The 25,373-nt window shown below is 42.7% G+C and carries 25 protein-coding genes and 12 tRNA genes; 1 reads left to right on the top strand and 36 read right to left on the bottom strand.

The window, feature by feature from the left end; translation table 11 throughout:
• Positions 1 to 120 precede the first annotated feature (120 nt).
• The 19 genes from tkt to tgt form a co-directional block, all read right to left on the bottom strand.
• A complete protein-coding gene (tkt, locus tag TZ92_RS00185; RefSeq protein ID WP_033629249.1) occupies positions 121 to 2,097 on the bottom strand; it encodes a transketolase in 1,977 nt (658 codons plus the stop codon).
• Between the two features lie 117 nt (positions 2,098 to 2,214).
• Positions 2,215 to 2,838 (bottom strand): hypothetical protein, encoded by a 624-nt coding sequence (locus TZ92_RS00180; protein WP_033629247.1) that lies wholly within the window; start codon positions 2,836 to 2,838, stop codon positions 2,215 to 2,217.
• A 55-nt stretch (positions 2,839 to 2,893) separates the two neighbouring features.
• Positions 2,894 to 3,880: an RNA-binding cell elongation regulator Jag/EloR gene (jag, locus tag TZ92_RS00175; protein ID WP_033629245.1), complete on the bottom strand. Its 987-nt coding sequence runs from the start codon at positions 3,878 to 3,880 to the stop codon at positions 2,894 to 2,896.
• Positions 3,881 to 3,894: 14 nt separating this feature from the next.
• Entirely contained in the window at positions 3,895 to 4,722 is an 828-nt protein-coding gene (locus TZ92_RS00170) for a membrane protein insertase YidC (RefSeq protein WP_000728099.1), read from the bottom strand.
• Positions 4,697 to 5,068 carry a ribonuclease P protein component gene (rnpA, locus tag TZ92_RS00165; protein ID WP_000748120.1) on the bottom strand — a complete coding sequence of 124 codons (372 nt, stop codon included), beginning with the start codon at positions 5,066 to 5,068 and terminating at the stop codon, positions 4,697 to 4,699. Before rnpA ends, TZ92_RS00170 begins: the two co-directional genes overlap by 26 nt.
• Before the next feature lie 149 nt (positions 5,069 to 5,217).
• Positions 5,218 to 6,408 carry an acetate kinase gene (locus TZ92_RS00160; protein ID WP_000167790.1) on the bottom strand — a complete coding sequence of 397 codons (1,191 nt, stop codon included), beginning with the start codon at positions 6,406 to 6,408 and terminating at the stop codon, positions 5,218 to 5,220.
• A 50-nt stretch (positions 6,409 to 6,458) separates the two neighbouring features.
• Positions 6,459 to 7,412, bottom strand: coding sequence for a class I SAM-dependent methyltransferase (locus tag TZ92_RS00155; RefSeq protein ID WP_033629243.1), 954 nt, complete (start codon positions 7,410 to 7,412; stop codon positions 6,459 to 6,461).
• 58 nt (positions 7,413 to 7,470) lie between these two features.
• Positions 7,471 to 8,061, bottom strand: coding sequence for a class I SAM-dependent methyltransferase (locus tag TZ92_RS00150; RefSeq protein WP_033629242.1), 591 nt, complete (start codon positions 8,059 to 8,061; stop codon positions 7,471 to 7,473).
• Positions 8,062 to 8,093: 32 nt separating this feature from the next.
• Positions 8,094 to 8,507, bottom strand: coding sequence for a competence type IV pilus minor pilin ComGG (gene comGG, locus TZ92_RS00145; protein ID WP_033629241.1), 414 nt, complete (start codon positions 8,505 to 8,507; stop codon positions 8,094 to 8,096).
• Positions 8,485 to 8,946, bottom strand: a complete 462-nt coding sequence (gene comGF, locus TZ92_RS00140) for a competence type IV pilus minor pilin ComGF (RefSeq protein WP_033629239.1) — start codon at positions 8,944 to 8,946, stop codon at positions 8,485 to 8,487. Before comGF ends, comGG begins: the two co-directional genes overlap by 23 nt.
• A complete protein-coding gene (gene comGE, locus TZ92_RS00135) occupies positions 8,909 to 9,211 on the bottom strand; it encodes a competence type IV pilus minor pilin ComGE (protein ID WP_045594352.1) in 303 nt (100 codons plus the stop codon). Before comGE ends, comGF begins: the two co-directional genes overlap by 38 nt.
• Entirely contained in the window at positions 9,174 to 9,608 is a 435-nt protein-coding gene (comGD, locus tag TZ92_RS00130; protein WP_033629238.1) for a competence type IV pilus minor pilin ComGD, read from the bottom strand. Before comGD ends, comGE begins: the two co-directional genes overlap by 38 nt.
• On the bottom strand, positions 9,571 to 9,894 hold the full coding sequence (gene comGC / locus TZ92_RS00125) for a competence type IV pilus major pilin ComGC (protein WP_000735800.1): 324 nt from the start codon (positions 9,892 to 9,894) through the stop codon (positions 9,571 to 9,573). The genes comGD and comGC overlap by 38 nt, the downstream gene beginning before the upstream one ends.
• A gap of 1 nt (position 9,895) precedes the next feature.
• The gene (comGB, locus tag TZ92_RS00120; protein ID WP_071788239.1) at positions 9,896 to 10,939 is read right to left on the bottom strand and encodes a competence type IV pilus assembly protein ComGB; all 1,044 of its coding nucleotides are present in this window, start codon (positions 10,937 to 10,939) and stop codon (positions 9,896 to 9,898) included.
• A complete protein-coding gene (comGA, locus tag TZ92_RS00115) occupies positions 10,860 to 11,801 on the bottom strand; it encodes a competence type IV pilus ATPase ComGA (RefSeq protein WP_033629236.1) in 942 nt (313 codons plus the stop codon). The genes comGB and comGA overlap by 80 nt, the downstream gene beginning before the upstream one ends.
• A gap of 61 nt (positions 11,802 to 11,862) precedes the next feature.
• Positions 11,863 to 12,228: a DUF1033 family protein gene (locus TZ92_RS00110; protein ID WP_000286399.1), complete on the bottom strand. Its 366-nt coding sequence runs from the start codon at positions 12,226 to 12,228 to the stop codon at positions 11,863 to 11,865.
• A 152-nt stretch (positions 12,229 to 12,380) separates the two neighbouring features.
• On the bottom strand, positions 12,381 to 13,532 hold the full coding sequence (nagA, locus tag TZ92_RS00105) for an N-acetylglucosamine-6-phosphate deacetylase (protein ID WP_001134442.1): 1,152 nt from the start codon (positions 13,530 to 13,532) through the stop codon (positions 12,381 to 12,383).
• A gap of 140 nt (positions 13,533 to 13,672) precedes the next feature.
• Positions 13,673 to 15,490 carry an acyltransferase family protein gene (locus TZ92_RS00100; protein WP_033629235.1) on the bottom strand — a complete coding sequence of 606 codons (1,818 nt, stop codon included), beginning with the start codon at positions 15,488 to 15,490 and terminating at the stop codon, positions 13,673 to 13,675.
• Positions 15,491 to 15,623: 133 nt separating this feature from the next.
• A complete protein-coding gene (gene tgt, locus TZ92_RS00095; protein WP_001285237.1) occupies positions 15,624 to 16,766 on the bottom strand; it encodes a tRNA guanosine(34) transglycosylase Tgt in 1,143 nt (380 codons plus the stop codon).
• 116 nt (positions 16,767 to 16,882) lie between these two features.
• On the opposite strand from tgt, the gene TZ92_RS00090 reads away from it, so the two are divergent.
• On the top strand, positions 16,883 to 17,740 hold the full coding sequence (locus TZ92_RS00090) for a DUF975 family protein (RefSeq protein WP_033629234.1): 858 nt from the start codon (positions 16,883 to 16,885) through the stop codon (positions 17,738 to 17,740).
• 178 nt (positions 17,741 to 17,918) lie between these two features.
• Here the strand turns inward: TZ92_RS00090 and TZ92_RS00085 are convergent, their stop codons facing one another.
• The 17 genes from TZ92_RS00085 to TZ92_RS00005 all read right to left on the bottom strand — a co-directional run bounded on the left by TZ92_RS00085 (position 17,919) and on the right by TZ92_RS00005 (position 25,299).
• Positions 17,919 to 19,103: a LysM peptidoglycan-binding domain-containing protein gene (locus TZ92_RS00085; protein WP_033629233.1), complete on the bottom strand. Its 1,185-nt coding sequence runs from the start codon at positions 19,101 to 19,103 to the stop codon at positions 17,919 to 17,921.
• Between the two features lie 166 nt (positions 19,104 to 19,269).
• The gene (locus tag TZ92_RS00080; RefSeq protein WP_033629232.1) at positions 19,270 to 19,890 is read right to left on the bottom strand and encodes an HAD family hydrolase; all 621 of its coding nucleotides are present in this window, start codon (positions 19,888 to 19,890) and stop codon (positions 19,270 to 19,272) included.
• Positions 19,891 to 19,893: 3 nt separating this feature from the next.
• Entirely contained in the window at positions 19,894 to 21,174 is a 1,281-nt protein-coding gene (locus TZ92_RS00075; RefSeq protein WP_033629231.1) for an MATE family efflux transporter, read from the bottom strand.
• Positions 21,175 to 21,234: 60 nt separating this feature from the next.
• The gene (gene thrC, locus TZ92_RS00070; protein WP_033629229.1) at positions 21,235 to 22,719 is read right to left on the bottom strand and encodes a threonine synthase; all 1,485 of its coding nucleotides are present in this window, start codon (positions 22,717 to 22,719) and stop codon (positions 21,235 to 21,237) included.
• A 75-nt stretch (positions 22,720 to 22,794) separates the two neighbouring features.
• A complete protein-coding gene (locus TZ92_RS00065; protein ID WP_033629228.1) occupies positions 22,795 to 24,072 on the bottom strand; it encodes a glutamate-cysteine ligase family protein in 1,278 nt (425 codons plus the stop codon).
• Between the two features lie 184 nt (positions 24,073 to 24,256).
• Positions 24,257 to 24,340 (bottom strand) — tRNA-Leu (locus tag TZ92_RS00060).
• Between the two features lie 9 nt (positions 24,341 to 24,349).
• Positions 24,350 to 24,421 (bottom strand) — tRNA-Gln (locus tag TZ92_RS00055).
• A 13-nt stretch (positions 24,422 to 24,434) separates the two neighbouring features.
• A tRNA-His gene (locus tag TZ92_RS00050) sits at positions 24,435 to 24,507 on the bottom strand.
• Positions 24,508 to 24,521: 14 nt separating this feature from the next.
• Positions 24,522 to 24,592 (bottom strand) — tRNA-Trp (locus TZ92_RS00045).
• Positions 24,593 to 24,603: 11 nt separating this feature from the next.
• Positions 24,604 to 24,684: transfer RNA gene (locus TZ92_RS00040), tRNA-Tyr, on the bottom strand.
• Between the two features lie 17 nt (positions 24,685 to 24,701).
• Positions 24,702 to 24,774, bottom strand: a tRNA-Phe gene (locus tag TZ92_RS00035).
• Between the two features lie 3 nt (positions 24,775 to 24,777).
• Positions 24,778 to 24,851 (bottom strand) — tRNA-Met (locus TZ92_RS00030).
• 11 nt (positions 24,852 to 24,862) lie between these two features.
• Positions 24,863 to 24,952 (bottom strand) — tRNA-Ser (locus TZ92_RS00025).
• A 6-nt stretch (positions 24,953 to 24,958) separates the two neighbouring features.
• Positions 24,959 to 25,030, bottom strand: a tRNA-Glu gene (locus tag TZ92_RS00020).
• Between the two features lie 11 nt (positions 25,031 to 25,041).
• A tRNA-Ile gene (locus tag TZ92_RS00015) sits at positions 25,042 to 25,115 on the bottom strand.
• Between the two features lie 35 nt (positions 25,116 to 25,150).
• Positions 25,151 to 25,221, bottom strand: a tRNA-Gly gene (locus tag TZ92_RS00010).
• A gap of 5 nt (positions 25,222 to 25,226) precedes the next feature.
• Positions 25,227 to 25,299: transfer RNA gene (locus TZ92_RS00005), tRNA-Val, on the bottom strand.
• Positions 25,300 to 25,373: the final 74 nt, after the last annotated feature.

Raw genomic sequence — 25,373 nt, 5'->3', positions numbered from 1 at the left:
TAGTATTTTCTCCTTTGTATTTTACATAGGACTACTATATCAAATTTCAGCTACTTTTACAAGGTTGTGCCTTGTTTTTATGGTTATAAAAAATCAGAGTTTTCACTCTGATTTTTGTGATTATTTCAAGTTTTGAACGACTTTGACTAGATTTTCAACTGTAAATCCATACTCCGCCAATACTTTTGGTGCTGGGGCAGATGCTCCAAAGGTATCAATACCAAGAACGGCACCATCAAGACCAACATATTTGTACCAGTTTTGAGTTGCACCCATTTCGACTGCAACACGACGGCGAACTGCATTTGGAAGGATTTCTTCCTTGTATGCTGCATCTTGTGCGTCAAAGACATCTGTTGATGGCATGCTAACTACACGGACTTTTGCCCCTTGGCTAGCCAATTCTTTGGCAGCTGCGACCGCCAAATTCACCTCTGAACCTGTTGCAATCAAGATCGTATCAAAGTCTGCTGCATTTTCATAGACAACATAAGCACCTTTCGCAACTTTATCAAAGTCTGTTCCCTCTTCGACAGTCAAGTTTTGACGTGTTAAGACAAGGGCAGTTGGTGTTTTTTCGCTTGTCACGGCAAGGTACCAAGCCGCTTGAGTTTCACGCGCATCTGCTGGGCGGAAAACATTCAGATTTGGCATAGCACGGAGACCTGCTAAGTGTTCAACTGGTTCGTGAGTTGGACCATCTTCACCAACTGCAATCGAATCGTGGGTAAAGACATAAGTCACAGGAAGTCCTTGCAAGGCTGACAAGCGGACAGCTGCTTTCACATAGTCAGAGAAGACGAAGAAAGTACCACCGTATACACGAAGTCCACCGTGAAGGGCCATCCCGTTCAAGATCGTTCCCATTGCAAATTCACGAACACCAAACTGAATGTTGCGGTTCAAGCGATTAGCGTCATCTTGAAGTCCATCCGTTTTGATGTAAGTCATGTTTGAGTGAGCGAGGTCAGCTGATCCACCTAGGAAAGTTGGCAACTTGGCAGCGACAACGTTCAAAGCATCTTGACTTGAGTTACGAGTTGCTTGAGAGAAACCATTTTCTAAGGCTGGGAAGTCTGCTGGAGTCACTTCAACTGGGTCACGGCCGTCGATGATGGCTTCTACTTCTGCAGCCAGTTCTGGATGAGCCTCTTTATAGTCAGCAACCAATTTTGTCCAAGCTTGATAAGCTGATGCACCACGGTCTGCAACATTTTCCTTGAAATCAGCATAAACTTGATCTGGGATTTCAAATGGTTCATAGTCCCAACCGAGAGCCTGGCGAGTTGCTGCAGTTTCATCTGCTCCAAGAGGAGCACCGTGTACCGCATTCGTTCCTTGTTTATTTGGAGAACCGTATCCAATCACAGTCTTCACTTCAATCAAAGATGGTTTTCCTGAAGCTTTAGCTGTTTCGATAGCAGCATGGATTGCTTCCAAGTCTGTTCCATCTTCAACCAAGGCTGTATGCCAGCCGTAGGCATTGTAGCGATCACGAACACTTTCAGTAAAGGAATCCTTTGTCTCACCATCCAAGTTAATGTCATTTGAATCATAAAGAACCACCAACTTGTCGAGTTTTTGCAGACCTGCGTATGAAGCCGCCTCACTTGAGACACCTTCCATCAAGTCACCATCTCCACAAATTACATAAGTGTAGTGGTCAAAGATATTGAAACCTTCGCGGTTATACTTCGCTGCAAGGAAACGTTCTGCTTGGGCAAAACCAGTAGCAGTAGAAATCCCTTGACCTAGAGGACCAGTTGTAGCGTCAATCCCTGCTGTATGTCCAAATTCTGGGTGACCTGGTGTTTTTGAACCCCATTGGCGGAAGTTCTTGACTTCTTCCATGCTAACATCTTCAAAACCAGAAAGGTGAAGAAGGGCATAAAGAAGCATAGAGCCGTGTCCTGCTGAAAGAATAAAGCGATCGCGGTTGATCCAGTTTGGTTGAGCTGGATTGATACGAAGTTGCTTTGTAAAGAGGCTATAGGCCATAGGAGCAGCCCCCATAACCACCCCTGGGTGACCTGAGTTTGCTTTGTTGATGGCGTCAATACCTAGAAAACGAATTGCATTAACAGATAGATTTGACATAGAATTTCCTTTCTCTTTGAGGTGATTAATAAATCACACATCCTATTTTACTATTATATGAAAAAATGCATAGAATAGCAATAAAACAATTTGCGTTCATCTAACACATTTGATTTTCTATTCCCTCGTCACTTCATAGTACGGAAGCAAGCGCGCATAAGCCTCTTCTAGCTTCTCCAATATCGCTTCTACTGACTGATTTGCAATGAAGGAAACATCTGCCTTAACCAAAACTTTACGGACTTCCTGACTTCTCACCTTCTCGCGTAAAGTACGACGATTCTCCTCAGTAGCCTCCACCTTATGACTTTCCCCATTTGAGTAGACTAGATAATAAATTCCTTCTACCGCTGGAAGTTCTAAAACCTTGGCTTGCTTGTCTAAAGTCTGCTCGTCTTTCTTGCGCTCGATGAAACTGACTTCCAAAGAAATCCCATAATTAGCAGGTGTTCCATATAAACGAAGAGCCATCATAGGTTCTGTCACTTGTCCGTCTCTCTGTAGATAGGCCCAGAAATGCGGTCGCAAGCGTTGCGCTTGGTTCATCCACTGACTAGTCTGTTGAAGTTGCCATTCTGGATGACTAGCTTGAAAGGTTTTGGCCAATTCTGTAAAAGACTTCCGAGCCTCTTGACCTTTTTGCCGCAAGTCCAACATCTTTTCTCTTTCATCGCCAGCTTTATCAGGATTACGGTACTGGACCCCTTCAAATGATAGGTATTCTCTAACTGCTTTCAGCATATCTGAATCTTTCCTTTCCTAGCAAAAAATCAGGATGAACCTGATTTTGCTTTGCTTATTCTGCGTCTACGACAACATAGCGATTTGGCTCGTCACCTTCAGAGTAACTCGTCACACCATCCATGCGTGAAATAATGCGATGGATAATCTTGCGTTCGCTATTTGACATTGGATCAGTTTGTTGGCTACGTCCTTCTTCTAAAACGCGAGTCGCCAATTTTTGAGCGTAGGTTTGCAAGACTTCTGCACGGTGTTCAACGTAATCATTGACATTGATCGTGATATAGAAGGTTCTTGAATAGCGATTATAAAGGTAATTTTGCGCTAACAGTTGAAGAGCTTTCAAGACTTTTCCGTGGTAGCCGATAATACGACCTGGTTCATTAGTGTCAATTTGAAGATTGATAGTGCGGCGATTGTAGTCGCTTGAAATCGTCCCTTCAACATCCATATCATCTACAATGGTTTGAACGTAGTTAGCTACTTCAGTTGCCACTTGTTCGATGTCATAACTTGGTTCTACTTTCAAGCCTAAATCTTCCAAAGATTGGCTTGTTGCTTCCTGCCTTTCAGTTTCTTTTTCTGGAGCAGATTCCACTTCCTCGGCAGTATCCTCTGGTTCCAAATCATTTAAAATTGAAATATGACCTGTTTCTTCCAAAATCGTGCTGGCATGTTTTTCATTTTTCAGGATTTCAGCCTTGACCTCTTCAGAAACACCTTGACCTTCTTCTTCAATCTTCTTAATCGCTTCAACTACATGCCCCAAATCAACAGTTGCTTCACTTACTGTTTTCACGGGTTCATTTTTTTCATTGACTTCTTTTGGAACCCCTTTAATGGCCTGCTGATTGGCTTTGATCACTGTCGTTTCACTAATAGCTTCGATATCAACTTGAGCCGGCTTCTTACCAAACAAGCCTAAGAATCCTTTTTTCTCTTTAGAAATGACCTTGATGTGGGCCTTCATTCTTGGAATGTCTAATTCTTTCAATCCTTTTTGGATTGCTTCTTCAACCGTTGAACCTGTAAATAATACCATTATCAGATTCCTCCTTATTTTTTCTTTTTCTGTGCTTTTTTCAAAGCTCTTCTCTTCTTGCCTTCTAAATCTTTTTCTGCTTGCGCCACTGCTTCTCTTTCAGCAATAATCTTGAAAGGATTGTTCAAGAAATAGGTTTGCAAAACTTGGTAAGCATTGGATACGGCCCAGTACAAGGCTACACCACTTGGGGCGGAGATAGCAAAAACAAAGATCAATACAGGCATACCATACATCATCCCTGTCGTAGCTCCACTTTTTTCGGACAAAGCTTTATTTGATAACCAGCTACTCAAGAAGGTAAAGACTGCCGCCAAAATTGGAAGGACAAAACTTGTATCTACTCCTCCCAAATTAATCCATAAAAAGTGACCTGTTTTCAAAAAGTCTACTCGACTCAAGGCTTGAAAGAGTGCCAAGAGAACCGGCATTTGTATTAAAATCGGCCAGAGAGAGGATGAATGTTTGATTCCTAACTCTTTATAAACCTTACGCATCTCCTGGTCTAGCTGGGTTCTACTTTCCATATCACGACCCGGATATTGCTCTCGCAAAGCCTTGATGCGCGGTTGAGCCTCTTGCATTTTTCTAGAGGCAACCATCTGTGTCTGAAAGACCGGCAATAAAATCGTCCGGATCAAAATCGTGAAGAGAATAATCCCCACTCCGATACTAATGTCAAAGGACAAAAAGCGGATAATTTCAGCAAAAAAATAGACGAATTTACTCCAAAAGTCTGTCGAATCTGCTGTTATATCGCTAGCTGTACCATTTGTTGCACAGGCTGTCATGATAAACAAGGACAAGCCCAACAAACTAGTCAACTGTAGTTTCTTTTTCACTCCCATTTCCTTCCTGGTAAATCTTTGATAACTTTAATACGTGGAGTAGGTTTTTCTCCATCTCTGCATATTCCAAGGTTTCCACCCCTTTTCGGGCAATCACGACAAAATCAACATGCTCTACTAAACTCCCTTTTACACTTTGTAGAATGTGCCGGATTCGTCTCTTAATTTGATTTCTGGTAACTGCATTCCCCAGCTTTTTGCTGACGGACAGTCCTACTCGAAAATGGTTTTGCTGGTTTTCCAATTGGTAGACAACAAATTTTCGATTGGCAAAACTTGTTCCGTCCTTGAAAATCGCCTTAAAATCTTTCTCTCTTTTTACACGAAAGCTTTTCTTCAAAACTCAACTCCATCTATTAAATTACTACTATTATACCATATTTTTTGAAAAAGCCAATAACAGCAAGGTTTTAGACATTTTCTACATAAAAAAAGCTGGAAAATCTCTTTCCCAACTTCTTTTTACAATCAAATTTTACGTGTATTTACTTATTTTTTCAAGCGTTCAACATCGCGTGCAATCACCAATTCTTCATCTGTTGGAATAACCAAGACACGGATTTTCGCTGCGTCAGTTGAGATGTCTCCCGTTACGCCAAAGACGTTCTTTTCTGGATCCACATCACAACCAAACCAAGAGATACCTGAAATGACATCCTCACGAACCAAAGCTGCATTTTCACCGATACCTGCTGTGAAGATAATCGCATCTGCTCCATTTAGGACTGCAAGGTATTGACCGATATGTTTTTGGATACGATCAACATACATTTCATAAGCCAAAGTCGCATCATGGTCTCCTGCTTCCATGGCAGCAATCACATCACGCATATCGCTTGACTGGCCAGAAACTCCCATGAGCCCTGATTCACGATTGAGAACGCGACTAATATCTTCAGGGGTATTGAAATCCTCTGTATATTGCATGAGATAAGGGATGATAGCAGGGTCAATATCTCCTGTACGAGTTCCCATCATCACACCTCCAAGTGGTGTGAATCCCATAGAAGTATCCACAGACTTCCCACCCTTAACAGCTGTGATAGAAGCCCCGTTACCAATATGGCAGGTAATCAATTTCAAGTCTTCTAGAGGACGGCCCAAAAGTTTCGCTGCTTCTCCTGCGACAAACTGGTGGCTTGTCCCGTGGGCACCATATTTACGAACCTTGTTATCTGTGTAGTATTTAGTTGGTAGAGGGTAGCGATAAGCCTTCTCTGGCATGGTTGTGTGGAATGAGGTATCAAATACGACAACACTGGTAATATCTGGAAGCAATTCCTTAAATGCGCGAATTCCAGCTGCGTTAGCTGGATTGTGAAGAGGAGCCAAGAGTCCCAATTCCTCAACTTTTTCTAACACATCTCCCTCAACAACTGTTGATTCCTTGAAATATTCACCACCTGCAACGACGCGGTGTCCGACACCTGTAATCTCATCGTACCCTTTGATAATATCAAAACGAATCAAGTCATCCAATAAAATTTTAACGGCTTGTGTGTGGTCTTCAATATCAAGAATTTGTTGTTCCGAACGACCGTCAAATTTTACTGTTGAAATTGAATCTTTCAATCCAATACGTTCAATCAAGCCTTTAGCCAAAACTTTCTCTTCTGGCATTTGATAAAGTTGCCATTTCAAGCTTGAGCTTCCTGCATTGATTGCAATTGTTTTTGTCATAAGATGATACCTCTTTTTAAGCGTTTTCATCTATTATAACAAAATCTCTTTTATATTTCAGTACCTTTGCTCCAATTTTGAAAATTTTCTTTAAAGGTCAACAAAACTGACGGATCTTGCAAGCTAGTAAGAGGGTAAACAAAGGGTTCTATTTCCTTGTCTCTTTTCTTCTGTAAGACAAAAATACTTTTAGCTTGGCTTGCAGTTGAGAAAATATCCTCTGGCAGAGCGATGATAGCAGCCAGACTCACTTCGTCTTTGAGCCACCCTTTTAATAAGTCACTTTGAGGACTGGTCAATAAATCACTCGGAGCTAGAAAAATAGCATAGCCATCTGACTTAAGGTACTTGAGACCTTGTTCCATCAGCAAATGGTGGGCATAGGTATGCTCTTGACTAGAAGCAACTTGATAGCGCGAAGCGATGGCATCGTCTGGGTAATAGCCTACAGGCAAGTCACTGATGACCACGTCGCTTTCTTTAAGCATTTGCGGACGAACGGCATCTCCTTGAACAAAACCAGCCTGTAAACCAATCACATCTGACATACTTGCTGCCAAATCAATCAGCAAGTCATCCACTTCGATTCCCAAGTAATCTACTTTTTTAGAGAGGGAAGTCAAGAAAGTAGCCCCCAAAATGCCCATACCAGAGCCTATTTCGAGGATGCTAATTTCCTCTTTATGAAGCAACTCTTCTACAACAAGTACCAAGAGGAGGGCAATGGCATCCGGCGTAAACTGGTGATTGGCCTGTAAAGGCTCCGTTTGTCCTGCCTTCATCAAGAGAAACTGGTAGGTCTTGAGCCACTCTTCCTTACGAAGTGCTAGGCGCTTAAGGGCTTGATTGTTCTCCTTGACCTGCTCTAGTTTGGTCTCGCCATCTAGGTAGATACTATTTTGCTCTACTAAGGCATCATAAAAGTTGGTTACCAAATCACTTTGGATGACTTGGACATTCTCTAGTAAATACGTATAAGCTTGTTCAATTTTTTCAAAATCCATATTCCTATCTTATCAAAATTCCCTTATTTTTTCCATCTGAAGAGAAAAAATCACTGCTTTAGTCAGCGAGTGATTTTTGGGCTACAGTTAAAAAGAGCTCTGCATAATTTCCTTGAAACAAGTCTTCAGCGCTATAGAGAATCTGACTATGCACAGATGAAAAAACCTGCTGAATTAACTTATTTTCCAGTTCAGCTAAATCAAAACCATGATGGTTGGTATCTGTCTTGACAAAATCAGCGATGAGAACTTGTCCATTCTCCCTAAGGTGATGGTAAAACATGGCAAGAGTTGCATCTAGATCAGGCATATGATGAAGAACCCGACTGACAACAATCAGGTCAAATTGCTGTTCCAAGGGATTTGCCAGTAAATCCTGCTCCAAAAACTGGATATTCTTGATGTCTTGTTGCTCTGCTTTCAAACGGGCTTGCTCCAGCATTTTCTCTGAAATGTCTACAAGGGTAACTGACTTGGCCTGCTTGGCTAGGGGCAAGGCTAATAGACCCGTCCCACCACCAAAGTCCAATATTTCCGTGTCTGATAGAAGAGCAATCTGTTTCTCGACCGCTTGACAAGCCAAATTTGCAAGGAAGATATTTTTAGGGGAATCAAAGGTTTCTGCTTTGTGGTTAAAATCGTGTTTCATGTTTTTAGTTTAGCACAAAGTAGTTGAATTTACTAGGAATTATCTTTCTTTTCAGGCTTTTCTTCTGATTTTTTCTTCCCTGCTTGATTGCTTGAATCAGTCGCTACCTCTTCCTTTTTAGCTGTTTTCTTTTCTTGGGTTTTCAGCGGAGGAAAGAGAAATTCATAATTGCCCTTATTCATACGAACACTTGTTGCAAAACCTGTTTTCGTATTTTGATACTTGACTTTTCCTAAGTTAAAGACTCGTTCCCCACTTTCTTGCTCAGCCTTATCCTTACTTCGCTTGGCCATGGCAAAAGCTGCCAACTTTTCTTTGTTTAGGGCAAAGTCTTTGTGATGGGCTACTTGCCGATTTAAATAAAACTGCAACAAAAGGCTAAAAATGGCTGCCATGGTGACTGCATATAAAAGAACGCCTGCCTTAACTTTTTGTTTTTTCCACACGATAGATGAACTCCCTTTCTAAGCCCTTTTGAAATTGGAAACGAAAGCGAACCAATTGATTTTCCTCTGTAATTTGAGCTGATTTGAGTCCATAAACCATAGGTTGGTAGCCCCGTCCGCTGGTATCCGTTTTTCGAAAATCATCCGATTTAGACTTCCATATAGAGATATCCTTACCATCCTGTTTTAAATAGAGGCGATTGCCTTCTACCTTTTCAAACTGCGAACGCTCTAACTCTACCTCCAGTTGATCCACAAACAAGAGCCACTCCTTTTGCTCGCTTTGCTGCTGGTAACGAACTTCTAAAATGAGGAGCTGACTCATAGCTTGAAAAAGGAGCAAGCCTCCGCTAATGACGATAAGGGCAATCAGAGATTCTAAAAGAGTGAAAGCTCTTACCTTACTGCTCTTTAAGATCCAGCAACTTCGATGAACCATGGTAGACCTCCAATCCTTTCTCACTAGCAAATACCTGGATTTCCACTCCATTTACCCTCACTTGATTTTGACCTGTTTGCAAGGCCATCTTCGCCACACGCAAGACTTCTTCCTTTTGCAAGATTTCTGCCTCTTCTTGTCTATTTTTCTGGATTTGTCCCAAAAGAAGGGTCGCAATGCTGGCAAACACAGCCAAAGCTACTACTGCTTCTAGTAAGATTACTGCCTTAATTTTTTGTTTCCTTAGTTCGTTTAATTTTTCCATTTCCTAGATATAATTGATAGCGAATCGCTCCTTTACTGGTCTGAAATTCAACCTTAGCCAGGGACGAATTGCCCCCAGCTCGGTCAAATATAATGCTTTGTCCTGATGGTGCCTGAATTCCTTTAGGAACTGTCAACTTTTGACTGCCATTACTGATCGTCTGTCCATCTAAGTTCAAGCTGGTCTTTTGCTGACTGGCTACACTGCGTTTTTGTGTTTCCCGATAGAGTTCTTCAAACTCCATAAAGAAAATCTGCTCCTCTACCGCTGTAAAAGTGGATTGAACAGAACCAGACAAGCCCAAGGCAACGATACTCACAAGTCCCAAAACCAAGAGACTTTCCAGCATGGTAAAGGCCTTAATCTGCAACAGTTTGACTTGTTTTTTGTTTTGCATGGTAGTCTTTATAAGCTTTAGCTTGCTCAGCTGTGATACGACCGTCTGCTTGTAATTTGCTAAGGCTAGCATCTTCATTCTTGTCCAGACTATAGAGCTCTGCCTGGCTTTCTACGACCTTGACAACAGCAGCTTTTCCTTTATCATCTACGGCATCCTTTTGCTTGGTCAAATTGGGCACAAAGAGCAAGAGAAGAACACTGATGATAAGCAAAACCACTAACATTTCTACCAAAGTGAAAGCTTTAACCTTGGCTTTTTTTAAATTTGTCATGAGTTTTTTCATTTTAAAAATTTACCTCCATATTTTGATACATGGGCATAAGCATTGCCGCATAAAGTAAAACGATAATCAGGGCCACAAAGATAAAAACCAGTGGCTGTACCAGATTCATGGTACGATTAACTCGGGTAAAAAAAGCTTCCCAAGTTTTTTCCGCATAGATTTCCAACTCACTCCCCAGCTTGGACTTGACTTCCCCATACTCGATGATGAGACTCAACTCCTTTTTAAAGAAAGGATAGGTCGCTATGGTTTGAGAAAATTCCCGACCATTTTGCAGGGCTTGAGCCAAATCTTGACCGATTTCTTTAAAGAGCTGAGAACCTTGTTCCTGCATGATCTGAAAAATCTGCGTCAGCTCCATTCCCTGCGAAATCATATTGCCCCATTCACGCGCGTAATAGGCCGTCAGATAGGTCTGGACAAAGATTCCTAGAAAGGGAATCCGCGCTAACATCGAGAAGACCCGCATCTTGGAACTTCTTTTGTAAAAAGTGAGGGCTAAAAGCAAAGATAGAGAGCAAACCAACACTAGTCCTAGAAATATTTGTGGCAGATTGCCGATGATTTGAGTGGCAATATTGCTACTGTCCAGTTGGGGGAGCAAATAATTCCTGAGCCCCAACATGATTAGCAGGAGAAATCCCAGCAAAATCAAAGGATAGGTCGCTACTTCGATTAACTTTTTCTTGACCTTGGCCAAATTATCCAGATATTCTTCTATCTTCCCCAGACTCAGATGGAGATTCCCATGAACTTCAGCTAGAGATAATTGGGTCACAATAGCACTTGAAAAGCCCAAACTGTCCATCATCTCTGAGAAAGATTTCCCCTGAGACAATCCTTGGTGCATCTGGGCCACATAGTCCTTTTCCAGCAGGGCACTTCTGCCCAAAAAGGAAATAATTTCCACCAAATGAAAGCCACTGGAAAAGAGGTTGTTAAACAGGGTGATGATTTTCTTCTGCTTAACTATAGCTAATTTTTTCCGTTTCAGCCTGAAGACTTGTGATATGTCCTTCTTTAAGAAGCTGGTCAATCTGCGCATTCCAGCTGGTTGGCTGGTGTTCTTGAAAGTCTTTGTTTGCAAAGTCAACGATTCCTCCTCTCCCAATTAATCTCTGGTAGCAGACTCCTTGCAGAACAACTGCTAATTCCTCCTCCGTCACACCCAACTCCAGAAGGCGTTCATAAACACCTCGGATACTCTTGGCATGAATGGTTGAAAAGACCGTCGCACCTGTCAAACTGGCTCTGACAACCGCACGCGCCGTCTCGCTGTCACGAATTTCACCGATAATCAAGAGGTCAGGACGATGCCGGAGAGACAGTTTGATGAGATTTTCATAGGTCAAGCCAATCGCTTCATTCAACTGCAACTGGAGCATGTCTTCCTGCTTAATCTCAACAGGATCTTCAATGGACATGACCTGCTGCCCCTTAAAAAGTGACTTGGCCAATTCGTGCATCAAGGTCGTCTTGCCACTTCCGACTGGGCCAGCAAAGAGATAGAGCCCCCGTTGCCTGTACTGCTCGCCCAGTTCGTTCATATCCTGAAACCAGAAATGCAGGTCCTGCTCTTCGTCGTGCAACAAACGAATAACCAAACTCTCATGTCCCCGATAATCTCCTACGGTGGACAAACGCAGAGAAGACACCTTCTCCCCATGCTGATAGTCGCAAGATCCCAGCTGACTACGTCTCTTCTCCCCTACATTCATACCCGCCACAAACTTGAAATGACTAATCACTGCAGCTAAAATATCAAACTCATAGGAGTCAACTAGACACCGTTCATCTCCAACCCGCATGTGAAGTTCGTAGGACTTTTCCTTGGGGATAAAATAGATATCCTGGGCCTTCTTTTCTTTCGCAGTAGCAATAATTTTCTGTGCAATTTCTTGTACCATACCGCCCTCCTTATCTAACTATTCGCAAAAAATAAAAAAAGCAACTTAAAAAGTTACTTTTTTATCTCCATTTCATGCGGCAAGAACGGTGTTTTTCTTGACCTGTTTGTTTTTCGTAGCCTGGACGTAGCTTTTCATCGGGGATGACTTGCTCATCCTGCAACAGTGCCAAAGAATGGTACTGTTGCAAATACTCATCACACTCATCACACCAGCGTTGGTCGGCAGGATCCCAAAAAATAGTCATCAAATCACTCCGACTTTTATAAAGAGGATTCTTCTTTTCCAGCTCAAACCAGCATGATTTATAATATTTTAGAGCATCATAATACTTGTCAAAAGATTGACTCATGATGACATCTTCTTCCCAACCTTCTATGAACCACCACGGTTCAAAATCCCCATACATTTCTATAACACGATACATTCTTACTACTTCCTTTGTATCGTATATTATATCTAATTTTTTATTACAAGAAAAGGATTTTGCTTGCCTTTCCCTTTAGGAAGACTTCTTTAAATACCTTTACAGCCTATCATAAAAATAGGAGTCCTTTATTGACCCCTATTTTTATCTTCTTAGGCTTGATAACGTTTCACACCATCTAGGTAGGTTGCTACCAATTCCAAGTCTTTATCCAGTACGATAAAGTCAGCGTCATAACCTTCACGGATTTGACCACAGACATCATCGATATGAACAGATTTTGCTGGGTTGAGGCTGGCCATCATGACTGCTTCATGCGGATTCGCAATGCCCCATTCGACCACATTTTTCAAACCATCTTTGAGTTTGAGGATTGAACCTGCCAAATTTCCTGTAGATTTGAGGCGAGCAGTTCCATTAGCAACTACTACCGGGAATTCTCCCAACATGTAGTCGCCGTCTTCCAATCCACCCGCTGTCATACAGTCTGTGATAAGGGCGATATTTTCAGTTCCCTTTTGCTTGAGCAAAATATCACAGGCCTTTGGATCTACGTGGTGACCGTCACAGATCAACTCTGCATAGGTATGTGGCAACTCATACATGGCTCCCACCATACCTAGCTCACGGTGAGTCAACCCACGCATTCCATTGTAGGCATGTACCCAAACACTCGCTCCAGCATCGACTGCTTTTTTAGCTTCATCAAAAGTCGCATTGGAGTGTCCAAGAGCAACAGTCACTCCTTCACCCGTAATCGTACGAACAAAGTCTTCTACACCTTCGCGTTCTGGCGCAAGGGCGATTTTATTGAGCAGGCCATTAGCTGCTTTTTGCCAAGCACGAAACTCATCCATGCGGGGGTCCTTCATATAGGCAGGGTTTTGAGCTCCCTTGTATTTCTCTGTGAAATATGGCCCTTCAAAATAGATTCCACGAATCTTGGCTCCACTTGCCTCCTGGTAACGAGCGCCGATATTTTCAGTTACCGCAAGCAACTGCTCGTAAGAGGAAGTCAACGTCGTTGGCAAGAAGCTGGTAACACCCGTGCTAAGCAAGCCTTCACTCATGGTATGAAGGGTTCCTTCGATGTTATTGTCCATGACATCCACACCACCAAATCCATGAATGTGGGTATCCACAAGTCCAGGGGCAATGCTATAACCTGTATAGTCAATCACCTCAGCTCCTTCAGGAATCTGTTCTACATGTTTACCAAACTTGCCATCCACAAGTTCCAAGTAACCGCCACGACGAACTCCGTGTGGGTAGAAAAACTGATCCGCTTTAATATAATTAGGCATAATGATAACCTCCTTGATAGATTGATTCTAGAATTTATTATGTCAATTACATTATAAACCTTTCTTTTTCATTTGTAAATGGTATAGACCTATTTTTCGTGGATATTTTAAAAGAGCTGGATTTCTCCAACTCTTTAATTTTATTTTGATTTTACAGGCAGTTCTTGAGCAGCCTTAACAGCAGCTGCAATCGTTTCTGCGTAAAGTTTAGCACCTTCTTCAATCATGTTGCTATCATTCCCAAAGTGGACTTGGTCGGTTCCAGCCCAGATTTCAGGGTGCTCCTTAGCAACCTTATTCCAGTCAGCGATGCTCACGTAAGGATTCTTTTCAGCTAATTCCCGTGCATAAGCCGCATACTGCTCCACTGATGTATAAGTATCCTTGCTCTTGTCTCCCTCATAAGGTGTCACCAATACCAGATGGTGTCCTTTTGGTAGATTGTTCACGATGCTGTCCAAATCATTCTTATAACCTTCAGGATTGTTGACTCCCGTTGCAATGACAACTGTTTTTAATAGTGCCTTATTCTGACTATTATTGAGCATGATGTCATTGGCTTGCTTGGTCGTTCGACTAACTTGGGCATTGATATTCGCTTCAGGAAGCGCCTCTTGTAAGGCTGTATTGGCACGCAAGGCTACCGAATCTCCTATTAGGCTTGTTCCCTCAGAAATTCCTAGACGACTCAGTTCAGCTTGTTCAGCAAGAGTCTTTGTTTGTCCTATATTGGTCTGGGCTTGTTTGAAACCATTGACCATCAAGTCTGTCTCAAAAGCTCCAACTTGAGGAGCCACAGCTATGATAATCAAGGCAATCAGGGTAAGAATGCCAGCAGCACCAGCACTAATTGGTTTAATATGAGGCAATCGACTAATCTTCCGTATTAAAGGATTGGATTTACCAGCAATCAATGGCTCAATAATATAGAAGGATAGAATAGCAAAGAAATAAGAAAAGATGATTGTCAGAATAACAGCAGGCAGATTACTCATCAACTGAGAAAAGATAATATAAAAAGGCCAGTGGAAGAGATAAACCGCGTAGCTGGTATCCGCTAAAAATGTAATGATCCGAGGTTCTTGTATCTCAGGTGTTTTCTCATGCAAGACACGCGCAGCAAAAATCATAGTCACTGCCGCTAAACTCGCTAGCAAGAAGCCAAATAAGTAAGCGAACAGGTAGGTGAACTTGACAAAGAAGGTCAAGAGCACTAGCACCAAAAGCCCCGCAGCAAACACCAGTAAATTCTGACGAAGATCCCACATCCGGTCAAACTGCTTGACTAAATCGCTCGTCTGACGAACACCCACAACCGTCGCCAAAATACTTCCTAAAAAGAAGGGATAGACATGGGTCAAACTTGAAAAGTAGATAGATGAATAGGAACTAGCCATTAGACTACCAATAAACATAGAGAAAAAGCTAATGATAAAAGCTCCCGCAGAAAGGAGAAAGACGATCCCTCTCAATTGACTACTAGATTTTGAACGTTTCGATAAAAACCAAACCGCTAAGCCCCAAAGGATATAGTAGTGAACCTCAACAGCTAGACTCCAGTTGTGAACAAAGAGATGCTGAATGAACTGAGATTCATAACTTCCCCCTGTTAACATTTCGTAGAAGTTGGTCATAAAACCGAGAACTCCAGCAATCTGGCCACCAATTCCAGCAACATAGTCTTGACGAACCAAGAAAGTAAAGGGCATGGTCACCAAAACCATCAGCACCACAGGTGGTACGATACGATAAAACCGTCTCTTAAAAAAGCCCAGCAAATCAATCTGGCGTGCCTTCCCAAATTCCTCTAAAAGGAGGGAGGTGATCAAAAATCCTGAAAAAGTGAAAAAGACATCTACCCCAAAGAATCCTCCAGGAAAGATCGTTTGAAAGAAGTGGTACAAAAGCACCAAAAGTAAACCTGTAATCCTAATCAAGGAAAACCATTTAATACGCATACGAGTCTATTCTCCATTAAATTAGGGAGCAAAACACCGCCTAATTTCCATTCCATTATACTCCCTATTCTATCAAAAAAATAGGAAAAATCCTAAGAGAAAACTTAGGATTTTGGCATTCTATTTTTACACTTTAGAAATTGCGCCCTGACTTGTTGTAGCCATATTTTTCCACAAAATACTCACGAAATTCCAAGAGATTGTCATCCATAATGGCTTGACGCACTTGCTTCATCAGGTTGAGCAAGAAGTAGAGATTGTGGTAACTAGTCAAGCGGATACCGAAGGTTTCATCAGCCTTGAGCAGGTGACGAAGGTAGGCGCGTGTATAGTTCTTACATGTGTAGCAATCACACTCAGGATCCAGTGGCGTAAAGTCCTCAGCAAACTGGGCATTTTTGACAACCAAACGACCTTGACTGGTCATACAAGTTCCGTTACGAGCGATACGAGTCGGTAAGACACAGTCAAACATATCCACCCCACGAATCACCCCATCAATCAAGCTATCTGGCGCTCCCACACCCATCAAATAGCGAGGTTTGTTTTCAGGAAGCAGTTGGGTTGTAAAGTCCAAGACGGCATTCATTTCTTCGTGCGTTTCTCCCACTGCCAAACCACCTATAGAGTAACCTGGGAAGTCCATGCTGACAAGATCATGCGCTGATTGGCGGCGCAAATCTTCAAATCCTGCCCCCTGTACAATTCCGAACAAGCCTTGGTCATGCGGACGACGATGAGCCTTCAAACCACGCTCAGCCCAACGGCTGGTACGTTCGATTGATTTCTTAACGTAGTCATAAGGTTGGTAAAACTGAGGACATTCATCAAAAGACATCATGATGTCGGAGCCTAGATTGTTCTGAATGGAGATGGCCTTTTCTGGCGATAGGAACATCTTGGAACCATTGAGATGGTTTTTAAAGGTTACTCCTTCTTCGGTGATATTTCGGCTATCAGCTAGGGAATAAACCTGGAAACCACCACTATCCGTCAAGATTGGTTGGTCCCAATTCATGAACTTGTGGAGACCACCTGCGCGTGCGATGAGTTCATCTCCTGGGCGAAGCCATAGATGATAAGTATTAGAGAGGATAATTCCTGATCCCATCTCCTTCAACTCTTCTGGTGACTGGGTTTTTACAGTAGCTTGGGTCCCAACCGGCATAAACATAGGTGTCGGGAAAGTGCCATGAGGGGTGATGATTTCTCCCAGACGAGCTCCCGTGTGTTTTTCTTTCTTAATCAAACGGTATTTGATTGGTGAATCTGACATTTTCTACCTCCGAAGCTGGGAAAGACAGTCCCAGTTCATACTTTATGCCCAAAGGCATACTGTATGATTTTATCAAAAAAACCAGGAACTGTCACGAACTATGGTATAATGAGAGAATGAAATACCCAAAAATTGATTTAAAAACCATTCGTCTGCAGACGAGGCAATTTCAGGCTGAAAATCCCCGCCTATTTCTCGTCTATCTCTTACCTAGCATACTGGTCATCTTATCAGGCTTTCTTAACCCCTTGACTCGTCTCCAAGAAAGTGTTTTAGAGCAATCCTTTTTCAGCATGCTGGCACAAGTGCTCCAAGCCTATCTCTTCCCACTAGTGGTTTCTTTTGTGAGCACGATTTTTCTAGCAGGTGCTGCCTTTGCGACACTCCGACTCCTCAAGGATCCTGATACAAAACTCTCAGTAAAATCAAGCCTGACCCTCTTTGCTGAAGAGCGCTTCTCGCAAACCTTCCTAACTCTGCTCCTCAAACGTTTCTACCTCTTTTTATGGAGCATTCCAAACTTAGTAGGCGTTTATTTTCTCTTTTATAGCAATCTCTTAGCTCGGAGATTTGTCGCCCTACATCCTGAATTTCCAAAATTAGACCTCTCATCAGTTGAAACAGAGCAATTCCTTATGACCTTTGGCCTCTACTTTTTCGCGAGTCTCATCTTGATGATTGTAGGGAACATCCTCTACGTTCCACAACATTATGCCTACTCGCAGGTAGAATTCCTCCTCTGCGACACTCTGGATTTAGGACAGGCTAAACCCCGTCAAATCCTGAAAACCAGCCGTTTCTTGATGAAGGGTTACAAATTTCAACGCTTTGTTCTCGATCTACAACTACTCCCTTGGTACTTCCTCAACTGGCTCACTTTTGGAATTGCTAGCTTCTCAATCCTTCCCTATATCCAAAACAATCACATCTTCTTTTACAGAGTCCTACTAGCCCGTAAACGTCGAAATGGATAAGAGCATACAAAAACCAGCGTCTTCAGGACGCTGGTTTTCTTATTTCAAAAGTAACATACTCAGCAGAGTCAAAATAGCAGGCCCACCTTGCTTCAGAAGAATCTTCTTGTTTATCCTAAAGGAATGACACAAAAAAAGAAGCGGGAACTCAATCAGTTCCCAACTTCCATTTTAATGATTAGTTCATTGATACGTGAACGTGGTCATAGTGGTTTTCGGTCACACTACCACGATCCGGCATTGGATTCCACGTGTAGGCTGGTCCATATTTACTATCATATGGAGCGTAGAAACGTTGCTTCCAGATGATATAGTTGATACCACGGCTAGCCATATTTTTGACTGCATATTCTGCAATTTGATCCCCGAGTGCTGAACTCACTGGAACCATGAAGTCGATGGCCAAACCTTTACCATGGTCGCCACTGTCTCCAGGACGGTAACCACTAAAAGATGTGATGCCAAACAAGTTGGCGATTTCTTCCTTAAAGGCTGCTGTTTGCGGTTGAAGACCAGCATTCTCAGACTTAGCTACAGCAAGTCCTGCATAGTCAGGAGCTGCTGGAGCTGAATAAGTTCTTGAAGGAGTTTGGCTTTGCTCTGCTTGATAAGTCGAAGTTGCAGTATCAGAAGTTGCTGTTGATGCTGCTGTTTCTTCTGTTGCACTTGTTCCTGTTGTATCAGCAGGCGTTTCAGTTGCTGGAGCAGCTGCTACTGGGGCTTCTGCTGGAGTTGTTGCTTGTGGAGCTTCTTCTTCAACTGGGCGAGTTGTTTCTGCTACTGGTGCTTCCGCTAGAGTCGTTTCAGCTGTTTCTTCAGCTACAGATGTTTCTGTAGATGGTGTCTCTTCAGCAACTGTCGCTGTCTCAGAAACTTCTGAACTTGGCGCTACTTCTGCTGGTTTTTCCGTCTCGGTTGCAGTTGGAGCTTCCTCAATTGGTTGAGAAAGGTCTTCTACTTGAACTGTTTGTTCATCGACTGTCACTTGATTGGTTGTCAAATCAGCTGTCGCAGTCGTCACTTCTTCACTAGCATCTGCTTGAGGAGTTTGGATTTCAACTTCCGTTACCTCTTCTGCCTCATTGACAGTTGTAGTGAGGACAGTATCTGGGAAAATCAAGTCCATATTGGTGATTTTGTTCAAATTTGCAAGAACTGTGACATCTACACCCAAGGCTTCTGCAATGGTGCTCAAGGTATCACCATACTGTACTGTATAGCTTGTTTTGTTGTCCGTTTTAGTCAAATCGTTTTGAATTTGCTCAACACTACGTGCAGTCCAAAGGACTTCTTCTGCTTGAGTTGCCAATACTGGGGCAAATGACAAGGCTACTGTTGAGGCTAAAATCATTCTTTTCTTCATTCGTTCATATTCCTTTCAAATGAGTACCTGTCTATCATAACACAAAAAAAGCTGAAAAAAAAGCCTTCTCGGGCCTATTTAATAGAACTGTCTATTCCTTGTAACAAACTCGATTACTTGAAATAGTTTGTTAGGTCTCTGTCACACAACTGACACAATCTTCTCGTTACTTACTCTCAAAAATATGAGGAATATCTGCTAGTGCTCGAATCATGTGATTGCCTTCAAAAGAAGACTCTAAAAAGTTGATGCTTTGAATACCGCTATTCTTGGCAAATTCCACATCCAAAGTCCGGTCTCCTATATAGTAGGTGTTCTCAGAATCCAACTCATACTTGTCTAGCAGATAGGTCGCCGCTTCTGGACTGGGCTTGCGCGCAAAGCCACTCTGACTGGTTAAAATCTCTTTGAAATAAGATTCCAACCCCAAGTCTCTGAGAATGGTAAAAGCATTGTCCCCCTTATGAGTATAGACAAACTGCTGAATCCCTGCTTGGTCTGCCCAAGCTAGCACTTCACGCGCACCTGGCATCAAAACTACCTGGGCATTTTTCTCAGCCAAGCTCTGGGCACGTACCTGATTGAGCACTTCCGCATCCAGGTTTCTCTCTTCTGCCACCTGCTCCAGCAAATCCTGCACAGAAAACTTGAGGATAAACTCTCTCACTTTCTCCTTATCATAAGGAATAGAAAACTGAGCAAAGGTCTCCTTAATCCCTGACAAAATCGCTTCGTAAGAGTCCAATAAAGTCCCGTCTAAATCCCAAATAAATGCTGTTTTTTGCATTTCCTATCCTTTCAAGCTCATATAACGCTGATAACGGTAACGTAGAAATAACCAGCGAAAACCATTATCCAAGAGAGTCCCTGCCCAAATACCAGGCAAGCTCCAACCAAGAACAATCCCCATCAGATAAGCTGTGCCAATGCGGATACACCACATCCCAATACTTGTCGCATAAAAGGGGAGGCGAGCATTTCCCAAGCCCTGCCAAACTGCCGTATAAATAACTGTCCCTGTCGCCATGGGGGTTCCTAGTAGAGAGAACAGCGCCACCAAAACGCTCGCTTCGACTGCTACAGGGTCCGTCGTATAGAGATGAGTCAATGGTGTCCCCAAGGCATAGATACTGAGAGTTAAGGGCAACATGAGAAGCAGGGAAAGCCAAAAGGTTTGCTTGCTCAAATCATCTACTCTTTCCCAGTTATCCTCTCCAACTGCTCGAGCTACCTGCATGACCGTCGCCGTAGCGACGCCAAAGGCAGGCATATAGTTAAACTGGGTCAAGACTTCTCCGACTGCATTCCCCGCTACTGCCTCCGTCCCAAAAGAAACAACCAAGGCAATGATCACTACATCTCCAGTTCGCATCATGAGACGTTCTCCTGCCGCTGGCAAAGCCAAAGTCAATAGTTCCTTATCTAAACCAAAAGTCGGTTTCTCAAAAGGCAGCTTTAATTGCGACCACAAAATCACAAGACCAACTAAGCGAGACAAGATAGTCCCCCAAGCAACACCCGCTATGCCCATATCAAGGACAAAAATAGCTAGACTTGAAAAAAGAATATTCAAGGCATTGGATAAAAGACTAACATAGAGAGGCAGACGTGGATTATGCGTTGCACGAATTAAGGCACCTAGACTCGTCATCAAGCCCAAGAGAACAATCGATCCACCCACCAAAGATAGGTAGAGCCCACCACTCTCAGCCACCTCCTGCTCAGTTCCCAAAAGTCCTATCATCTCTTGCCCAGCAAAGAGCGATAAGGCGCCTAAAAGTGCACTCAGCAATAGGGTTATCTTGAGAGCCTCTGTCACGTGATAAGCCAACTTGGACTGATCTTTCTGCCCCAAACTTTTTGAAATAACGCTGGAAATAGCAGCTCCCAGAGCGATAAAAATCGCCTGATAAATCGTGATAATATTGCCAGCCACTGAAACACCTGAAATGGCGATTAAGCCCAAGTGAGCGACCAAGTAACTGTCCACCATTCCCATGAGCATCTGCAAAAAGTTTTCACCCATAGCTGGCAATGCAATATTAAGAATGTCTTTATTTTTCTTAAACAATCCTTCCTCCTGATGAAAAGAAACTCAGTTGGTTTCCCAACCGAGTTTACTCCCTCTGTCTTAAAGTCCTAGATAAGCCTCAACCGCTGCTTGCATATCAGCAGCTGCCACTGTTGTTTTATGACAAACTGGAGCTGTTTCAAGGCCATCAACCGCTGGTGGCACTGCCACTCCTGAAATGTCATGTAATTGAGCCAAGGCTTCAAAGTCAGTCAAGCCTGCTTTTCCTGTTACAGCTTCTACTGCAACCACTGGGAACTTGTATGGACTAGCTGTTGAAGCAATCACTGTCTTAGTCGCATCGCCAGTAGCCACTTGGTATTTTCTATAAACAGCTGAGGCAACCGCCGTATGTGGATCCTCAATATAGGTATCTGTATCATAAACACGCTTGATTTCTGTCGCAGTTTCTTCCTCAGTTGCATATTCAGCTGCAAAGAGTTCCAGAATCGCTGCATCAAAGTCTGTCAATTCATATTGTCCTTGTGTACTCAAGGCATTCATGAGTTCAGCAGTCTTAACCGCATCATTCCCCAAAAGATGGAAAATCAAACGCTCCAAGTTTGAAGATACCAGGATATCCATAGATGGACTAGTTGTCACTTTAAATTCACGTTTCTTGTCGTAAACACGTGTCTTGAAGAAGTCTGTCAAAACATTGTTGTCATTTGAAGCACAGATTAATTTGCCAACTGGAAGACCGATTTGTTTAGCATAAAAGGCAGCCAAAATATTTCCAAAGTTTCCTGTTGGTACTGTGAAGTTGACCTTTTCACCAGCCACAATCTCACCAGACTTGACCAACTGAGCGTAGGCATAAACATAATAAACAATCTGTGGTACCAAACGACCAATGTTCATAGAGTTAGCTGATGAAAATTGCAGTTTATTGGCAGCCAACTTTTCACGAAGAGCTACATCGTTAAACATATGTTTCACATTTGTTTGCGCATCATCAAAGTTTCCATCAATAGCGATAACATGAGTATTGTCGCCAGTCTGAGTAGTCATTTGCAACTCTTGTACCTTGCTGACACCGTCTTTTGGATAAAAAACGATAATCTCAGTACCAGGCACATCGGCAAATCCTGCCATAGCAGCTTTTCCAGTATCACCAGATGTCGCTGTCAAAATGACAATCTTGTTCTCTAAACCATGCTTTTTAGCGGCTGTCGTCATAAAGTATGGCAAGATAGACAAGGCCATATCCTTAAAGGCAATTGTTGAACCATGGAACAATTCCAAGTTGTATTGCCCATCCAGTTTCACCAATGGCGCAATCGCTGGAGTATCAAACTTGCTATCATAGGCATTGTTGATACAGTAGTCCAACTCCTCAGCCGTAAAGTCATCTAAAAATGCTGATAAAACTAATTTAGCCACTTCTTGGTAAGAAGCATCTTTTAATGTTTCAAAGTCCAAATCAACCTTTGGATAAGTAAGTGGTGTAAACAGACCACCATCCGTCGCCAAACCTTGCAAAATAGCTTGGCTGGCAGTTACTGTATTGTTCGCATCGCGCGTTGATTGATAAACTAATGTCATGAATCTCTATCCTTTATCTATAGTCTCTTCCATTATATCATGATTTTTCAGAAAATTCTCCCTTTATAAGAGAAATTATAATCCCAATTCTTTCTTCAAAGGCTCTAAATAAACCATTTCTTGCTTATCTCTTTTCTCCAGCCCCTCCTCAGCAAGGGTGAGTAAGTCTTTAGAAAACTCGAGAACCGCAGCTTCTTCTTCATCTGTAAGTTTTTTCTTAGAAAATTGTCGCCTTAAAGACTTGTAATCACGACCAGCTGTGGTAAAAAATGGAGCAGTTCGCAAGTAAGCTTCAAGCTTGTCTAAATGAACCAACAAGCCCAAATGAAAGGCAGCAGAAGCAAAAGTTCTATCTAGAGGTTGCGTACACACACTACGAAATTCAATAGTCCCTCGAGTCGTTAAGTCTTGGTACTGGTAACTACGATGGGTTTGGAAATCCTCCTCCTGAGGATGAATTAACACCTCATCCCCATTAAGGGTAAATGCTTGGATTTCAGGTGTAGCCAAATAGTCCCTAGCCTGAATCGGATAAAAATAATAGGTCTGCCCATCACGTTCCGCAGTAAAAATCGCAGAATGATTTAGATAGTTAAAAAAATCATCCTCATCTTTAAATAGTCTAGTATTGACACCTACATTCTCTGGATAGATACCATGCATGGATTCTTCCCAAAAAATATCTCTCGAAATTTTGGTATCCCAATCTGCCCCTGAAAACTCAGAATTGGCAAACAAATAAGCTTTAGCAGCTTCAATTTGTGTAAAAGCATTAATAACACGCAGGTAGTTGGAGCTTGAAACATCTAGTTGAACCTGACTTCCACAGATAAAGGCACCATACTCAGGGAAATGATGTAAATCTGATTTAGTTACATTTCTACTCAAATTCAGATAATCCATCAACATCTGATAGCGGGGATAAGCTACTGGACAATTCTCATTTTTATCCCAGTTGGGATGAATGCCGCAGCCAACAATAGCATGATTAGCTTCACCCAACTTATTCTGAATCGTAGCCATATAGAAGTTAAAGCGTTCTTCTACCTCTTGGATAGATTCGGCCTTTCCGAATGCAAACTCAATCGTCGTATAAGCAACCTCAAACAAGATCGTATCTTGGCTGACTGGATCAAGCAACTGAATTGGATTCCCAAAATCATCCACTTTTTCGATAGTTAAGCCCAGTACTGATGGTAAATACCGAAAGAGATCCTTAACAACTTCACCATCTGTAGCTTTACCCTCTAAATTTACAATAGGATATTCTAACTCAATTCCAATAAATAAATCTGGGTTCTCTTTTATATTCTTTAAGTAACGTTTCTTTAGTAATTCAACAGACCGAGACATTAATCACCAAACTCTTTCATAATCAAAATAAATTGTGAATAAGTAATATTATACCAAAAATACACTAAAAATGACTAGAATAAGAAGAAAAAGATGTTTCATCAGTTATCTGTACTTAAAGAAAAAATATCAAAATCTTCACTAAATCAAAAAACAAGGTCCGAAAACCTTGTCTTTATTACTATACCGGCGGCCGGGGTCGAACCGGCACGTCCTTGCGGACACTGGATTTTGAGTCCAGCGCGTCTGCCAATTCCGCCACGCCGGCAAATAGTAACTGGGGTAGCTGGATTCGAACCAACGCATGAGGGAGTCAAAGTCCCTTGCCTTACCGCTTGGCTATACCCCAATAATATAAAATAGGCGAGTGATGGGGATCGAACCCACGCATGCCAGAGCCACAATCTGGTGTGTTAACCACTTCACCACACCCGCCATAATCATATTAACACGGGCAGTAGGAATTGAACCCACACTGAAGGTTTTGGAGACCTTAGTTCTACCTTTAAACTATGCCCGTAACTAAAGTAATGGAAGGGGAGGGATTCGAACCCCCGAACCCGAAGGAGCGGATTTACAGTCCGCCGCGTTTAGCCTCTTCGCTACCCTTCCAAGTTATAAATAAAATATGGCGCGAGACGGAATCGAACCGCCGACACATGGAGCTTCAATCCATTGCTCTACCAACTGAGCTACCGAGCCAAATTGCGGGAGCAGGATTTGAACCTACGACCTTCGGGTTATGAGCCCGACGAGCTACCGAGCTGCTCCATCCCGCGTTAATATAAAAAGGAGGATGTGGGATTCGAACCCACGCACGCTTTTACACGCCTGACGGTTTTCAAGACCGTTCCCTTCAGCCGGACTTGGGTAATCCTCCAATAAATAGTCCGTACGGGATTCGAACCCGTGTTACCGCCGTGAAAAGGCGGTGTCTTAACCCCTTGACCAACGGACCATATTTATAAATGGGCACGAGTGGACTCGAACCACCGACCTCACGCTTATCAGGCGTGCGCTCTAACCACCTGAGCTACGCGCCCAAGTTTAAAAAACTTGGTAATTGAACAAAGTTCAAAGCGGGTGACGAGAATCGAACTCGCGACAACAGCTTGGAAGGCTGTAGTTTTACCACTAAACTACACCCGCTAAAATGGGAGTTAACGGGATCGAACCGCTGACCCTCTGCTTGTAAGGCAGATGCTCTCCCAGCTGAGCTAAACTCCCTCGAGCTAAGCGACTTCCATATCTCACAGGGGGCAACCCCCAACTACTTCCGGCGTTCTAGGGCTTAACTACTG

Source organism: Streptococcus oralis subsp. oralis (genome assembly GCF_000960035.1).
GTDB classification, from domain to species: domain Bacteria; phylum Bacillota; class Bacilli; order Lactobacillales; family Streptococcaceae; genus Streptococcus; species Streptococcus oralis_G.
Note: the sequence above shows the minus strand (reverse complement) of the source record. Positions and strands in the feature narration are given on the sequence as shown.